General features: G+C 56.5%; 14 protein-coding genes. 6 read left to right on the top strand and 8 right to left on the bottom strand.

What is annotated here, in order from left to right:
* Positions 1-75: 75 nt before the first annotated feature.
* Both ADG72_RS07035 and ADG72_RS07040 read left to right on the top strand, forming a co-directional pair.
* Positions 76-849 (top strand): TetR/AcrR family transcriptional regulator, encoded by a 774-nt coding sequence (locus tag ADG72_RS07035; RefSeq protein ID WP_239667692.1) that lies wholly within the window; start codon positions 76-78, stop codon positions 847-849.
* 10 nt (positions 850-859) lie between these two features.
* Entirely contained in the window at positions 860-1666 is an 807-nt protein-coding gene (locus ADG72_RS07040) for a serine hydrolase domain-containing protein (protein ID WP_048713846.1), read from the top strand.
* On the opposite strand, the gene ADG72_RS07045 is transcribed toward ADG72_RS07040, so the two are convergent.
* Positions 1650-2435 (bottom strand): exodeoxyribonuclease III, encoded by a 786-nt coding sequence (locus ADG72_RS07045; RefSeq protein WP_192831735.1) that lies wholly within the window; start codon positions 2433-2435, stop codon positions 1650-1652. The two genes, ADG72_RS07040 and ADG72_RS07045, sit on opposite strands and share 17 nt — an antisense overlap.
* A 38-nt stretch (positions 2436-2473) precedes the next feature.
* Here ADG72_RS07045 and ADG72_RS07050 point away from each other — a divergent pair, with 38 nt between their 5' ends.
* The 3 genes from ADG72_RS07050 (at position 2474) to ADG72_RS07060 (ending at position 7123) form a co-directional block, all read left to right on the top strand.
* Positions 2474-3235, top strand: coding sequence for an SDR family NAD(P)-dependent oxidoreductase (locus tag ADG72_RS07050; RefSeq protein WP_048714329.1), 762 nt, complete (start codon positions 2474-2476; stop codon positions 3233-3235).
* 64 nt (positions 3236-3299) lie between these two features.
* Positions 3300-6071 (top strand): choice-of-anchor M domain-containing protein, encoded by a 2772-nt coding sequence (locus ADG72_RS07055; protein WP_048713851.1) that lies wholly within the window; start codon positions 3300-3302, stop codon positions 6069-6071.
* Between the two features lie 131 nt (positions 6072-6202).
* Positions 6203-7123, top strand: a complete 921-nt coding sequence (locus tag ADG72_RS07060; RefSeq protein WP_051026387.1) for an Abi family protein — start codon at positions 6203-6205, stop codon at positions 7121-7123.
* Between the two features lie 27 nt (positions 7124-7150).
* Here ADG72_RS07060 and ADG72_RS07065 read toward each other — a convergent pair whose 3' ends face one another.
* The 5 genes from ADG72_RS07065 to ADG72_RS07085 form a co-directional block, all read right to left on the bottom strand.
* Positions 7151-7621 (bottom strand): response regulator, encoded by a 471-nt coding sequence (locus tag ADG72_RS07065; RefSeq protein ID WP_009408748.1) that lies wholly within the window; start codon positions 7619-7621, stop codon positions 7151-7153.
* A complete protein-coding gene (locus ADG72_RS07070) occupies positions 7618-9720 on the bottom strand; it encodes a sensor histidine kinase (RefSeq protein WP_048713853.1) in 2103 nt (700 codons plus the stop codon). The genes ADG72_RS07065 and ADG72_RS07070 overlap by 4 nt, the downstream gene beginning before the upstream one ends.
* The gene (locus tag ADG72_RS07075; protein ID WP_048713856.1) at positions 9721-11133 is read right to left on the bottom strand and encodes an SLC13 family permease; all 1413 of its coding nucleotides are present in this window, start codon (positions 11131-11133) and stop codon (positions 9721-9723) included.
* A gap of 139 nt (positions 11134-11272) precedes the next feature.
* Positions 11273-11779 (bottom strand): hypothetical protein, encoded by a 507-nt coding sequence (locus ADG72_RS07080; RefSeq protein ID WP_239667693.1) that lies wholly within the window; start codon positions 11777-11779, stop codon positions 11273-11275.
* Between the two features lie 9 nt (positions 11780-11788).
* Positions 11789-12607, bottom strand: coding sequence for an HAD-IIA family hydrolase (locus ADG72_RS07085; protein ID WP_048713861.1), 819 nt, complete (start codon positions 12605-12607; stop codon positions 11789-11791).
* Between the two features lie 46 nt (positions 12608-12653).
* Between ADG72_RS07085 and ADG72_RS07090 the strand changes: the two genes are divergently transcribed.
* Positions 12654-13277: a TrmH family RNA methyltransferase gene (locus ADG72_RS07090; protein WP_048713863.1), complete on the top strand. Its 624-nt coding sequence runs from the start codon at positions 12654-12656 to the stop codon at positions 13275-13277.
* On the opposite strand, the gene ADG72_RS07095 is transcribed toward ADG72_RS07090, so the two are convergent.
* Positions 13274-14023, bottom strand: a complete 750-nt coding sequence (locus ADG72_RS07095; RefSeq protein WP_048713866.1) for a glycerophosphodiester phosphodiesterase family protein — start codon at positions 14021-14023, stop codon at positions 13274-13276. The two genes, ADG72_RS07090 and ADG72_RS07095, sit on opposite strands and share 4 nt — an antisense overlap.
* 52 nt (positions 14024-14075) lie before the next feature.
* Positions 14076-15497: a DUF4032 domain-containing protein gene (locus ADG72_RS07100; RefSeq protein ID WP_048713868.1), complete on the bottom strand. Its 1422-nt coding sequence runs from the start codon at positions 15495-15497 to the stop codon at positions 14076-14078.
* Between the last annotated feature and the right edge of the window lie 51 nt (positions 15498-15548).

A 15548-nucleotide genomic window follows, 5' to 3' on the forward strand; every position in this document is an offset into this window, starting at 1 on the left:
CACCCGCATTTTCGCTTAGACTTTAAGAGTTATCCCCACCCAACAGAGCAGAACTGAAGAATGAAGGAGGTAGCCGTGAGCGAAGACGAAAATTCGCAGACGGGTCCCGCCCGTAAGAAGCGAGGTAGCTACTCCGTTGGACGTTCCACCCGGACAACGATTATTCGCGGGGCAACGCAGTTGTTGTCAATGCGCGGCTACTACGGTTTTTCTTTGCGAGATCTTGCCGAAGAAATCGGTGTTTCCCATCCGACCGTCATGTATCACTTCCCGACGAAGGATGCCCTGGTCCTGAATGTTATCGAGGCCTTCGAAGAGGCGTTCGGTATTTTCGACGTTGAGGTTGTGACCGCTGAAACCGAAGATGGTACTCCCGGCGATCCGATCCTTGAAGAACGCGGTGCAAAAGTTACGACCATGAATGAGTGGATCGCTGCGCACCTGCGTCTTGCTGCAGCCCCCGACAACCAGGTGATGACTGATCTCGACCGCGTTTTTACCGTTGAGTCTGTCAATGACAGCCATCCCGCCCATGACCATTTCTCATATCGAGTTGATGCGATGCTCCAGCTCCTTGAGAAGCTGGCCAAAGAGATGCCCGATTATGATCCCGAGAATCCGGTGGATACTCGTAGGCTTGTCGAGCGCTGGTATGGAATGGTGATCCTCGGTGGTTGGGACGGCGAGCGTTTTGATAGCCGTGAACTCATCATTAAGTACCTGGCCTTTGCGGTTCGGGAACTGCGCTATAGCGCTGAACAGCTTCTTGCGCTTGGATCGATGATTCCTCGTAAGGCCGCAGCGCCCTTCCAACAACTCCTGGTGGAGTACTCCAGCGCTCAGAACTAACCAGCAGTTGATGTCTCCTGATTTCTCCTCGATTCCTTTCAAGGCGGCGATCTGTGCGGAAAATGACGACGGTAGCTCGCTGAGCTGGGGGGATCCCCAGGAAGTTTTCCCCCTGGCCTCGGTCACTAAACTCTTCACCGCCTGGTCCGCGCTAGTTGCGATTTCTCGAGGCCTCATCACCCTAGACGCGCCCGCTCCCTTCCCGGGAGTGACGCTTGAGCACCTGCTCTCGCATGCCTCGGGAATGGCGATGGACGAAGCGCGCCTGCAACGCGCGCCAGAAGAGCGACGAATCTACTCAAATGCGGGTATTGAAGTTGCCGGACAGATGCTTGAAGAAGCGACGGGAAGCCCGATTTCTCGGTGGATTGAGGAAAGCGTGAGCGAGCCTTTGGGGCTGGCCAGCCTAGAAATTGAAGGTTCGCCGGCCTATTCGGGTCGCGCGAATGCGGCTGACCTGATGCTTTTTGCTCGCGAACTCGCCCACCCGACCTTGATTTCAACGCAGCTCGCATCCAGTGCGCAGAGTATTCACTTTCCTCAACTGACTGGGATTGTCCCCGGGTACGGGAACTATCGTCCCTGTCCATGGGGATTGGGCTGCGAAATTAAGGGAGAAAAGAATCCTCATTGGACTGCGCCCCAGTCCTCTGCGGTAACTTTTGGCCACTTTGGGCAGGCTGGTTCATTCCTGTGGGTCGATCCGCTTTCCGCAGAGCGAGCGGTCTTCGTAGGTGAACGTCCCTTCGGCCAATGGCATCACGATCATTGGGACTCGCTAAATAGCGAGATTGTGCAGGCTATGCGAGGTCAATGATCACGGGAACGTGATCAGAAGCGCCCTTCCCCTTGCGTTCATCGCGATCAATTTCTGCTGCCGTGACGCGTTGCGCAAGCTGGGGCGAGGCGTAGATGAAGTCGATGCGCATTCCCTCATTCTTGGGGAAGCGAAGTTTCTGGTAGTCCCAGTAGGTGTACTGATCGACGCGCTCGCGGGTGACCTCTTCCCAGCCGTGCTGAGCGAAAGCGAAGAAGGCCTGTCGTTCAGCGGGGGAGACGTGTGTCTGGCCTTCAAAGGCGGTGATATCCCAAACATCATGATCGTAGGGTGCGATATTCCAGTCGCCAACCAGTGCAATTTGGCGTTTTTCTTCAAGCCAGGAATCGCCTACTGACAGCAGGGTTTTGAGCCATTCGAGTTTGTAGGAATAGTGTGGGTGGTCGAGCTCGCGTCCATTAGGAACGTAGAGGCTCCACGTCGTCACTTCCTGGTCTCCATCGCGTACTGTCACGCCCAGAGCACGGGCCTCGACGACTGCGGGATCTCCAAAGGCGGGCTGGCCCGGGAAATTAATCTCATGCGAAGTGATCGGGAGACGTGAGGCAACGGCGACGCCATTCCACTGGTTCAGGCCGTGCATGATCACCTGGTAACCGGCCGCCTCGAAGGCTTCAACTGGGAATTGCTCAGGCTTGCATTTAATTTCTTGCATTGCAAGGACGTCGACGTCGGAGCGCTGAAGGAAAGCGATGACGCGGTCGACGCGGGTGCGGATTGAATTGACGTTCCAAGTTGCAAGCCTCATGGGACCCAGCATACGCGGAGGCCGTTAAGATGATGGCCATGGGTATCGCACTTGTGACCGGAGCAACCTCGGGTATTGGTGAAGAATTTTGCTGGCAGCTGGCAGCGGCTCATCATGATCTCGTCCTCGTGGCGCGGCGTGAAGAGAAGCTTCGTAAGCTCGCCGAGGATTTGCGTCAGATCGCCGGAGTGAAGGTGGAAGTAATCGTTGCTGATCTTGGCGTAGCTGGCGATGTGGATCGTGTCGCTCAGCGCCTGTCGGATGAGCAATCGCCTGTCGGTTTGCTGGTGAATAACGCCGGTTTTGCGCTGGGGTGCTCATTTATTGATAACACCATCGAGGCCGAAGAAAACGCTCTGGATGTTATGGTTCGTGCGCCTATGGTTCTTTCCTATGCGGCGCTGAATGCCATGCGTGCGCGTGGACGGGGAGCCATCATCAATGTTTCCTCGGTTGCATCAGAGACCGGCGCGGGGACGTATAGCGCGCACAAGGCGTGGATTCGGGCATTCAGTGAGGGGCTGTCAGAGGAGCTTCGGGGTAGTGGCGTCACCGTGACAGCGGTATGTCCCGGACCGGTGCACACGAACTTTTTCGAGGCCGCTGGCGTTGACATGTCCGCAGCTCCTCAGTGGTTGTGGGCAACTCCAGAACAGGTTGTGAGCGAAGCTTTGGCTACGATGCGACGGGGGCAGGTGTTGGTAACTCCAACGCCGGTCTACAAGGTGGCAATGGCTGCAATGCGGGTTGCTCCGCGTTGGGTCACGCGCCGCGTCATGCGTTCGATTCCGCATATGTAGCGTTTTGTGTGGTCGGTGGCGGAATTGACGCTAGCACCCTTCTACTGTGATAATGATTCTCATTATGAGAGTTAAGAGGATCATTTCTACCGGAGCCTTAGCCCTGACCATTGCCCTTATGCCCCAGCTCGCATGGGCTGGGCCTGACCGCGATGCTGAATGGGTCGTTACCGGTCAACACGTTGATGCCCCCATTCCTATCTGGCATGCAGATACGCATAGTTTCACGATGAACACCATCAATATGCCAGTGGAAAAGACCGTCCTGTGGCTTCCCAAAGCCTGGGCAGGCAGTGGAGCGCAAGACGCGAAGTATCAATTAGAGATTCCCGAAAAGCGTCCTGACCTTGCCTTCCTTGGCCCTGAGCACTCGGTCCTCAACGCAGCCCCACAAAACCCCGGTCCCAACAACACGCCAATTTGGGCGGGCCTCGGCGCTGACTCTTCTGTCGAATGGGCAGCGCCTGATGAATTCGATGGAAGCACCTACACCCTAGACCTGATTAACGTTGATGGTCCGGGACGGATGGAGATGTTCATCGATCACGGAGACTCGGTGTCGCGTTTCCTATCGAGCCACGATATCGCCTATCGATCGGTCTACAACCCGCGTCACACGCACCTCTTCACGACCTTCACGCAACCGGGGCGCTACCAAGCACGCTTCCGCGTGAATGCGCGTTCGATTGACGGGAAAACGATCTACACCTCGCCCATCCAGTCGCTGACCTGGCAGGTCGGTGGATCTAACCCGTCTTCCGGAAGTATCACAGATATTCACCAAGCTTTTGCCGCTGCACAGGCACAGCGCAGTGATGGCGTTCAGGCGCAGCCCTCGTTGACGCTTGCTCCCAACCCGCAGCGTGAACACCCCGGAGACCAGCACCTGACGGAGATCACCTTCAATAGCGGTCACGCAACGGATCAAGGTCGCCTCTGGTTGACCGTCAACGGATACTTCCTCACTGAAGAACCCGTGGTCGACGGAAAAGCGCAGGTTCGTGAACTTCTGGGTGACGATGATGCGCTGATTCAAGCGGTCTTCATTCCCGAGGCCGGAAGTGGTAGTGCGCGCTGGGCATCAACGCCTCAGGCCTTCTCTCAGCGAGACCGCGCGGAAGTACGTGTCACCCGGGCAAGCTCGGTCATCATCGAGCCCTCTAATCCGGATCCGAGCCCCGTTTGGGATCCTGCCCAGATTTCGGTTTCGCGCCCAGGCGTTCATGTCTCTTATACCCGTAAGGAGGGAAGCGAAGACCAGTACACAGTTCAGGTCCAGGCTGACGACCCTGAATTGCGCGCGGCCTATAAAGTTGAGCTCTTCGAAAGCGAATATGACTTCTCCCCGTGGTGTGCCATCGAAGGCACCCTTGGAAAGGGCGGAATTGATATTCAGCAGCAAGATTTGGGTGCCTGCATGGGTCAGCCCATGTACATGAAATTTAGTGTTCGCCCGCACCCCAAGTCTTTGGCATCCATGACCACGAAGGGGCAAGAAGATGTGGAACTGTCCTCTTCATTCGGAATGGATCTGAAGTTGAAGATGTGGCCGGGTGGAAACCCTGTTGAACCCGCTCCGGCACCAACGGCCGAGCCCTTGCTTCCTTCTCCGTCGCCGACTCCTTCTCCTGCGCCGAATATTCCTGATACCAGTAACGATCACGCAGCTGATGCTCTGAAGACGAATCCTGTCGAACTTACCCGTGGACACATGGACCTGCGTCTTCGCGCAGATTCTGCCGCGCCCACACACTACTCGCTGGCGCTGAAGGATGATTCCTTAACGGGAGAAAAGACCTCAGTGATGCGTGCAATCGATTCAGTGACGTGGAAGGTGGGTGTCAACGCACGCTTCACCCGTCCGCAGAGCCTATCCGATCCCAGTTATGACGTTCTGGGCGCAATTGGCGAATCCAGCTACGTGCTTCCTGAAACTCAAAATCCCGACATTGTCTGGCCTGGGGTCAGCACGGAAGGTATCGACTATTCTCAATTCCCCAAGGGAATCGATTATGAGCTGAAGGTTGTGGAATCTCCGAAGGATTCGAGAGTTGCCTTCTTCCAGGGAGGAACTTTCGGAGGTCCGGCGAATATCATGGTCGACTCGGCAAACCCTGCAAAGTCGCGCATTCACACCGATTCTCCGACTCATATGCACGCAAACTGGGTGTTCTCGAAGCCTGGTCACTATCGACTGCAGATCCGTGCACTCGATGGAGACAAAGAGATCGCTGCACCGATGAGCTGGAACGTTTCCGTTCACGAGGCCGCGGTTCCTGCGCCCACCCCTTCAAGTGAACAACCCTCTGAGCAGCCGATTCCTTCGCCCAGTCCCTCGGCGGATACTCCCTCAGTAGCGCCGGTGCCAACGCCTGATCAAACAAGTGCTCCGACACCCGCCTCTACAGAATCTGCACCCACTCCCGCGGCGAGTCCTTCGGCTGCAGATCCAAAGGCCTCGGAAAACCCATCGGCTCAGCCAGCCACTCAAACGACTACGCCCCCACCGAGCAATACTCTGGGGCAAGTCAGTGCGGGTGAACGCTTGCTTGGTTCGCGCTCCAACTCTTCTGGTTCCCGGCGCGTTCTTGGGGGAGTAAGCGGTGGCGGCGGGGCTGCCCCATTGGCCGCTTCAGCAGAGCCAAGCAGCACTCCGACGGCCAGTGAGAGTTCCGCTGCCGATTTAGATTCTCCAGCTCAAGCAGCCCAGCTGAGCAATGATGAGGCCGGCGAATCGACCGCCTCGAGAATCCCACGCTGGTGGTGGATTCCTGCAGCAGCACTGGCGATTGTGCTGGGTGCTGGCGCCGCTTTAGCCGTCAGAAGAAGAGGGTGATACTCGTCTATTCCTGAGGTTTTCCTGCTTGACTCAGGAAAACCTCAGGAATAGACTGACGTTACCAGAACCGGTTCCGCCCGAAAGGGTCCAGGGCCGGTCTTCTTTTTCACTGCAAAGGTGCAATGAATATGAAACCGTTCAAAACGATTAGCCAACAACTGGCTTTACTGGAGTCGCGTGGAATGCTCATAGAGGACTCAGTGCTTGCTGCCCACGCATTAGAAACTATTGGCTACTACCGGTTATCGGGATATTCGTATCCGTTCCGGAAGCGCCTGGCGGATGTAATAGGCAGAGATCAAGCTTTTGTTGAGGGCACTCGATTCGCCGACGTATTGTCACTGTATGCCTTTGATGTGAAGCTACGTTCAGCGGTATTTGCCCAGCTTGCTTGTATTGAGATAGCGCTTCGAAGCTGGATTGGAAATGAAGTTGGGAAGATTGACCCAGCTATGCACCTAGATGTAACAAAATTAGGGCCCACAGCTCTACATGTAGAGAAGCGAAGCAAGCAGACACGCTATGACTCCTGGAAGGCGCGGTACGACAAGAAACTATCTACTTCGAACGAAGACTTTGCGAAGCACTACCGACAGAGTTGTGGGGGTGAGCTGCCGATTTGGGTGGCTGTTCAACTGCTTGATTGGGGCGCGTTGCAGACATTATTCTCCATGCTCCCACGCGGTGTTCAGGATGCGATTGTGGCAGGTGTCGGTATCTCGGCATCTGAAATGAATTCGTGGCTCAATGCGCTTCGGGTGATGAGGAATATCTCTGCACACCACAACAGACTTTTTAACCGTGTGTTTCCGTCTAAGCCCGCGTTTCCACAGGCTGCCGAAACGAGTGAGTTCATTGGAAACGCAGGTCCTAACAATCGTGCGTTTTATCTTCTGACTCTCACTCAATATTTTCTTGATCGATTCCAGATTGGAGATAAGACAGTATTGCCCTCAGTTCTCGCTGAATTCCCAAGCATGCAGCACATTGATATTTCATCGATGGGAGCGCCGATGAATTGGGAATCTCTGGAACTGTGGGGTTCTTGAGCCTCAAGAACCCCACATGACCTTTACTTACCGAATTGACTCCATGATTCGAACTCCGTCGAGGACGGGCATGTAGGGAAGAGGGTCGATTCCGGTCTCAAGCACATAGTCCGTCAGCTGCTCGCGGACAACGTTTCGAAGCGTTTGTGGATCCCAAGGCTTGGCAATGTAGTAATCCAAACCCGCCTGGTTCAGCGCCTTGATGGTGTCGCTTTGATCGGCCTGTCCTGTGACCAACACCGTGCGAGTCGAACTAAACCTTGGATCTGCAGTCAGCTCAACAAGGAAATCGACACCCGACTTTCCCGGTAGACGATGATCGGAGAGCACCAGAGCGAGCTCATCCCCATCCGACTCAATTTCCTCGACAACGCTCCACGCATCGGAGGCGTCTTCTGCCAATTCCAAACGGACGCGACCGTCAAATTCCTCAAGGTCACGTTCTAGCGCCTGACGAACCTCGGCCTCGTCTTCGAGGGACAAAATGGTCAGCGTCATGATTCCTCCTCGTGAACATGGTGTGCTGGAATAAGGATCCGCATCGTAGTGGATCCCGGGTGAGAGTCAATGAGTAGTCGCCCATCCAAATCAGCGATGATCGAGTGGACGATGGACATGCCCATTCCCAAGCCGAAGCGCACGCGGCCAGCCTTCGTTGTGAAATGTGGTTCCATAATACGGTCCAAAACCTCGGGTGCGATACCGGGGCCGTTATCGCAGATTTGGACCTCGACCTGATCTCCATCCATCGCTACCCGGATGGTAATTCGCGCTTCGTCGTGACCGCGCGCGGGAAGGTAAATTCCCGAGGCCGGGCTGGCTTCTGCGCGCGCCTTGAGGTCCGCGGCCTCGTCCTCGATTGCTTCAGCCGCGTTCACAATGAGATTGGTCCAGACCTGCTGCAATTTGCTGGGGTGAGCCAGGACCGGCTCCACGTCCTCGTATTCGCAGACGACATCGATCCCGTGAACCCGGTGCGAGGTTAATCGCAGCACATCGTCGATTCCACGCCGAACATCGACCTCTTTGCGTTCGTCGGCATCAGGGCGCGCGTAGCCCTTTAAGGACTGCGTGAGTGCGATGATGCGCTCACCGGATGCTAGGACTGATCGTAGGGAACTTCCCAGTCGAGCTCCTGCCTGGAAGGCAAGCAGCTGCTTGGGATCATCTGCGAGCTTCTGTGCCTGTTCGCGGTCGCTCAGACCCGCGCGAATCAGCTGTCGAATAACACTGCGATCGTGAAGGATCGGCAAGAATTCCTTTTGCAGTTCCCTTTCGCGAGCGGTCGAAAGGGGCGGCAAGTCCATCGCAGAGTTGAGCGCGTTAAGACATGCCTCAGGTTCGGGTGAACTGACAACGTCCTCGGTATCTTCGCGAAGATGCCCGGCCGCCCGCAAAAGGGCAGTGACCGGATTATTGAGCTCGTGGGCGATCCCAGCGCTGAGTTCGCCGAGCATGGCAAAACGAGCACCTTCAACAAGCTTTGCGCGCGTTGCGCGCAGGTCTTCCAAGGTAGCCGCCAGTTCTTCTTTCTGGCGCTCCAAGTCTTCAGCCAGCATCGCATTTTCGACGTGAAGGTCCTCGGCTCGCATGAGGCGTCGCGTCAGCGAACGAATTGCCAACGCAGTTAAAACCGTTGAAATTGATGGATCTTCCGTCAGCGCGATCTGAAGCTGTTCGGTGGTTAGACGCACCACGGTTGCTTCGCTTGTCGTCAGGGCGGTAAAAAATGCGCTCTCGCCTCGTGCAAGCGAAATAAGACCAATGAGCGGGCCCGAGGTCGCAAGGTGGGCAAGGACCTCGCCGTGGCGTGAGTCGCGGTGGAGGGAAACCGTCCCCTCAAGGACCAAGTGAACTGCTTCGACTCTGTGGCCCTGCGTCAGCAGGTGAGTTCCCCGCGGAAGAATGATCCGAGGCCGAGGACCCAGAACCCTCTCGACCCCTTCAAGTAGTTCGCGGACAACCTGAGCTTCATTGAGATCGAGGCCTTCAAGAATTGGTCCCTGAACCGCGAAAGAAGGGGCGCCTTGGATAAGAGAGAGGATCTCCCCTCCGCAGTAGCCGCATTCCTCTAGGTAACGGCGCATGCTTGAATACGCTTGGCCGGACAACAAGGGGACTGTCCACGGAGAGCGCACGACCGAGGCTAAATGCCCCGATTCCGTACATACCGCAAGGTCAGTATGAATTTCCTGGTCGGTCACCAGCATCCACTGTGTCGACGCCATGAGAGAGGACGCACGTGCAGATTCGATCAGGGCATCGACGTTGGGGACTTCGCTGGTTGCGACTCCCAAGACCACATGGTCATCGTCTCCGAGGTCCTCGAGGAAGATGCCTAGATCATTGAGATCCTGGATGCGATCAAAGCAGAGGTTTGGGAAAGACTGCGTGAGATCGCGCGTGAGAGGAGCGGCAATTTGGCGGGAATTATCTCCAACTACTAGGACATGAATGTGATAGCCCGCCCGGTGCCCACCAGTGCGGACATCGGTTCGTTCAAGAACCTGAGCATCTCCTTGCGCAGGGCCTTGTGTCCATCCGTGAGCAAGCCCAGGTGCGCTCGCGGAAGAGGCCTCGGCTGGGGGAAAGGACACCTACATCACCCCGATCGCACCCCAGGTCAAAGGTGCGACGAAGGACAGAAGGACGATGCCAATCACGCCGACGATGACACCAACAATGGCCATTTCCTTTGTTGGAGTGGTTCCTGTGGAGTAGGCGATCGCGTTCGGTGGGGTCGAAATTGGCAGGCACATGCCCAGCGAGCATCCGAGGGCAATGACCATGGCGATCTCTGCGGCACCCGTCGATACCGTGGCTGCAAGGCCCATTCCCATGGGGACCAGCAGGTTCGCCGAGGCCGAGTGCGAGATGACGTTTGAGGTGACCCAGCCGACCAGCGCCAGAACCAGAATCAGCAGTGCGCCGGGGATTGAGGCCCAATGGATTGAACCGAGCATCCATTTGTCCAGGCCAGTCGCGCTGACGCCGGAACCGAGAGCGATGCCTCCGGCAACGAGCCACAGAACAGGCCAATCCAGTGCGCGAAGGTCATCGCCGCTCATCACCTTTGTCATGAGCAGAATGACGACGGGAAGGAAGCCAACGATATTGGAGGAGATGTGGTGCAGGGATTCGGTCATCCATAGAAGGATCGTCAGGCCTGCGACCGCATAGAAGATGATGGCGCTCTTTGACTTCTCGAATCGTGCAGAGGTGTCAATGTCGAACTTTGCATTTGAAGGGATGTAGCGCCACGCGATGAATGCCCATGACAGTGCCAGAAGAACCAGCATGAGCGGGACAGCTGCCAGCATCCATTGGAAGAAGGTGACCTTGATGCCCGCGTTTTCCAGGGCGCCCAGGGCGATGGCGTTCGGGGGAGTGCCAACAGGTGTTCCCATGCCTCCAACATTCGCAGCAACCGGGATCGATAAGGCGATGCCTGTTCGCGCTTTACCTTCGGGGAGCGCCATGATGACCGGCATCATGACTGCGAACATGGTCGCCGTCGTTGCGGTGTTTGACATGAACATGCTCATGATTGCGGTGATGAGCATGACGCCCATGACGGTCAGGCGTGGCTTGCCAATGAATGGTTTCAGCAGCACTGCGGAGAGCGCACGGTCGACCTTGTACTTCGCGGCTCCATCGGCAACCATGAATCCGCCCAAGAAGAGAATGATGACGGGATTTGCCAGAGCTCCGAAGAACTTTGTGTAGGCGGGGGCTTTCTCGGGGATGCTCAAAAGGGAGTGGTCAGAGATGAAGAGGACCTCGAGGAAAATCACCAGGACTGCGGTGCCCGCAAGGGGGACAGCCTCGGTGACCCACAGGAGAATTGCCGCTAAGAAGATCCCAAACATTCGGGTTCCCGAGGCATCGAGGCCGGGAAGCTGGATGAGCAGACAGGTGATGATCGATATCAGTGCGCCCACAGCTCCAAACACCTTGAAGGGGCTCAGGCGTTGCTTGGTCGCAGTAAAGTCGGCTGGTCGGGTCGACATGTTCTGCGCCGAGCGCGGGTTAATAGATACAGATGCAGTACTGCGGTTGCGGCGTACCATGGGCAGACCTCGTTGTCTTCACGGAATGAGTACGCATAATTATATGTCATACATCACGTGGTGATGACCATTTTGGTGATCAATCAGCAAGCGATGGTGCGCAGTAGGCGAGTCTAGCTTTGCTTGCAAAATCCCGCGTCAAAGGGTCGGGGAGAAGGGAAACAATTCCGACCACCGTGGCGCCCGCAGCTTCTACAGCTTCATGAAGCGCACCGGTGTCGACCAAAGAAGAGTTCGCCAGAAGGACTGCCGGACGCCCGTAGATGGGCGCGCCGGTGAAAGATGCGTCCGAGGCCGTCGCCTGAGTCGGACGAAGAAGCGCGGCATCCAGATCCAGTCCTCGCCCTCCCGCTGCGTGAATCATCGCGGCAGCAAGTGCGCCGTCACCTTCGGGTGCGATCACCACTTCATAGTCACCGATTGCGAGGTCATTTTCCTCAAGAAGATCAATGAGGACGTGACCGCAAACAGCCGCACCTTGAGCGCTCAAGGAAATCTCATTGAGGTGTGTAAGTGGTTCTTCGGTATCCAGTAGTGGTGCGGTGAGGCTGCGTAGGGCAAGGAGCTGAGGATCGTGAGTGATCATTGTTCCCATTCAGTTGGATGCGGGCTGGACGTAACGGATCAGGTCACCAATTCCGTTGTAGATACGGAAGGGACGGTAGGGGAAGTTTGCCACGTCATCAGAGTGCGTTGAACCCGAGAGCACCAAGAAGGTCCTCATGCCGGCCTCGACACCTGCGCGGACATCCGTATCCATGCGGTCGCCAACCATTGCAGCTTGTTCGGAGTGGGCGCCGATCTTGTTGAGGCCGGCGCGAATCATGACGGGGTTTGGCTTACCAACAAAGTAGGGAGCCTTGCCGGTCGCTGCTTGGATCATCGCTGCGATGGATCCTGCTGCGGGTAGGGTTCCTTCATCGGAAGGGCCCGAGACATCCGGGTTGGTTGCAATGAACTTCGCACCGCGCTCGATCAGACGGATTGCCGTGGTGAGCGCGTAAAAGTCATAGAAACGAGTCTCTCCAAGAACGACGTATTCGGGGTCCTGGTCGGTCATGACGTAGCCCGCGGTGTGCAGGGCCGTCGTCAGCCCCGCCTCGCCAATGACATAAGCCGTGGAGTTGGGGGACTGCTGGGAGAGGAAGGCGGCAGTCGCATTGGCAGAGGTCCAAATGTGTTCCTCGGGGACCTTCAGGCCCGAGTTCGCAAGCCGAGCAGAAAGGTCACGGTTGGTGAAGATCGAATTGTTCGTGAGAACCAGGAACGGGATCCCATTTTCTTCCAACGCAGAGATGAAGTCCTGAGCACCGGGAAGAGCGCGATTCTCTTTTACAAGAACGCCGTCCATATCCGACAGCCATGCGCTAATTGGGGGCATATCCGACAGTGCGGTGGAAAGTGAATTCGTCATGCATCTAATGTATCTGTTTGCGGGTTCATTCGGTAGGAAGAAGGCGATGATGGACACAAACTCTCAGCCAGAAGTGGGCGTTGGCCCCTGGCCTGGCGGCCCCGAGAACTGGCCGAGCGATGATGTCTACGATCCCCAGCTCCTTGCCGATGGCGATCGACGCAATGTTGAGGACCGCTACCGCTATTGGAAAATGGAGGCGATCATCGCCGATATCGCTGCCCACGCACTTCCCTTTGAGATTGCCATCGAAAATCTGGGACACGACTTCAATATCGGCTCAATTGTTCGTAGCGCGAATGCTCTGGGAGTCAGCCGCGTACATATCGTTGGAAGACGGCGGTGGAATCGGCGCGGCGCAATGGTCACCGACCGATACCTAGACGTTGTTCACCACAGCGATGTCACGGAATTCGCTGATTCGGTGCGCGAAAGGGGATTGTCGCTGGTTGGCATTGATAACGTGCCGGGTTCAATTCCGTTGGAAGGTCACCAGCTCCCCGCTCGGGCATGCCTGATATTTGGGGAAGAATCCAGTGGTTTGAGCGAAGAAATGCGCGCTCAGTGCGGCGAGATCCTCCACATCACGCAGCGCGGTTCGACTCGCTCAATGAACGTGGGCCACGCCGCGGCAATCGCCATGTGGGCGTGGGTGATTCAGCACTCTTAAGCGCGAGCCAGGGCCTCGGCAGGAAAATCTTGAACGCGGTCGGTAAAGATCCCGCTGACGCCCCATTTTGCGGCCGTGCGCGCATCCTCAAGGGAGTTGACGGTCCAGGCATTCACTTCGAAGCCTGCGCTCAGCATCTCGCTGACCTCGGCCTCGGTTAGCCCTTCCCAAGCGGGATGGATGGCGCTGCACCCAAGATCGGCAGCCTGACGCCAGGAGCCAGCGGTGACCTCGTCGCGACGGCACAGCCACGCTAGTGGAAGCTCAGGCATCGCCTGACGGACTGCACCGAGCAGCTCGTGGTCGAAGGAAGAAATCAGCAGCCCACTCTTATTTTTGAAGGACTGCAGTGCGACCTCAAGGTTTTCAACCAATGTATCGCGGCGCTTCCCCGCGGCTCGAGGCTTCAGCTCAATATTGAAGGATGTCTGCGTCGCATTCGCAAAAGACACCACATCGGCCAGCTCAGGAATGCGTTCAAAACGATAGGTCGGAGAAAACCACGCACCCGCATCAAGTCGGCGCAGTTCCCCGTAGCCCCAGGAATCCCAAGAACCTGAAGAATTCGTTGTGCGGTCGACAGTATCATCGTGGATCACCAGCAGCGTCCCATCGGCCATGACGCCTACATCGCACTCACACCAGCGGGCCCCAATTTCCGAGGCCTTCGCGAAGGCTGCGATCGTATTCTCGGGTGCAAGGGTCGATGCGCCGCGATGGGCAATAATCTTTGGAAATTCGCTCATTGTCTATCCTTCATTTCTTCACAACACGTGCCGGTAGCCGTCTAGATCGGGTCTAGAAATAATCGTCGACGGGAATTAATCCAATCCCAGGGACGAATTGCATCTTTGGGCGACCCGGATTCTCTTCGGTCTCATCAGCTTTCCCGTGCATTCCGTCAATTCCCGCGCGCTCTTCTTCGCGGCTGAAACCCTCTTCTTCAGTGAGCGTTTCCATCTCCGAGGCCGCCGCGCCTTCGTCAGGTTGGGCCATCAGCGCAGGATCCAGCAGCATCGCTTCGTCACGCTTCGTCGGAAGAATGCTCTTGACGTAGGACTCAATCGCCTCATCTTGGGGGATATCGCGCCCGGCTTCTTCGGCCAAATACCAGCGGTGTTCAAGGAATTCGTGGAAGATCTGTGCGGGTTCAAGCTTCGCAGCAAGTTCGGCGGGAACAGCGCTGATGACGGGTTCGAAAACTTCGTTCATCCACTCGTGCGCAACGATTTCCAGTGGGGTCTTGTTCTTCCCGGTCATTGCACGGTAGGTCTCGATGTCATTGAGCATTCGCTGCGCCTGATTTTCGCCAACATCCATACCGGTCAAGCGCATGAGCTTTCGGTGATGGTGGCCGGCGTCGACGACCTTCGGGGTGATGATTATGTGGGTACCATCAAGATCCGAGGACATTTGAAGTTCTCCGACCTCGAAGCCCAGGTCATTGAGACGGCGGATACGTTGAGCAACACGCCATTTTTGGTTGGTTTCGATGACTTCAGGGCCCGTGAGTTCATTCCAGAGCTCAAGGTAGCGTGAACGAATACGGTCGCCGACTTCGATGGGGTCTTCTTCGCTGGGGAAGAAAGAACCGGCCTGCAGATCCATGAGTTCGCCGATGATGTTGGTTCGCGCAAGATCGACGTCGTACAGGCGCTGCCCTTCGGTTAGTGAAGGGTGAATTTCACCGGTTTCTGCGTCGACGAGGTAGGCAGAAAATGATCCGGCATCGCGCCTGAACAAAGTGTTTGACAGTGAAACATCGCCCCAATAGAAGCCCAGAAGATGGAGGCGAACAAGAAGGACGGCCAAAGCGTCAATTAAGCGTCCCGCGGTGTCTGGGGTCATGTGCTGCGAGAAGACTGCGCGGTAGGGAAGAGAGAACTGAAGGTGTTCGGTCACCAATACAGCTGCGAGTTCCTCGCCAAAAGCATCTCGCCGGCCGCTGACAACAGCCGTGGGGATAACCGAGGGAGCTCCCATTCGTGAGAGGTCGCGAAGGAGTTCGTACTCTTTGTACGCGACGCTTTCCCCGATCTCTTTTACTGCGATCACCCTGTCGGAAAGATTGACGAAGCGAACAACGTGGCGTGAAATGCCGCGGGGAAGTGCGGCAAGGATTTCCTTAGGCCAGTCTTCAAGGGGAAGATCCCAAGGCAAATCCAGCAGTGCCGGATCAACCGTTGCTGCCGTGATCTCAAGCGTTGAGGGAATGGGCATGGCTCTATTGTCTCATTCATTGCACGATAGGGCACGGGGCCCGCAACCGTG

Origin of the sequence: Trueperella pyogenes, assembly GCF_001070855.1 — a bacterium.
In the GTDB taxonomy this organism is placed as follows: domain Bacteria; phylum Actinomycetota; class Actinomycetes; order Actinomycetales; family Actinomycetaceae; genus Pauljensenia; species Pauljensenia pyogenes_A.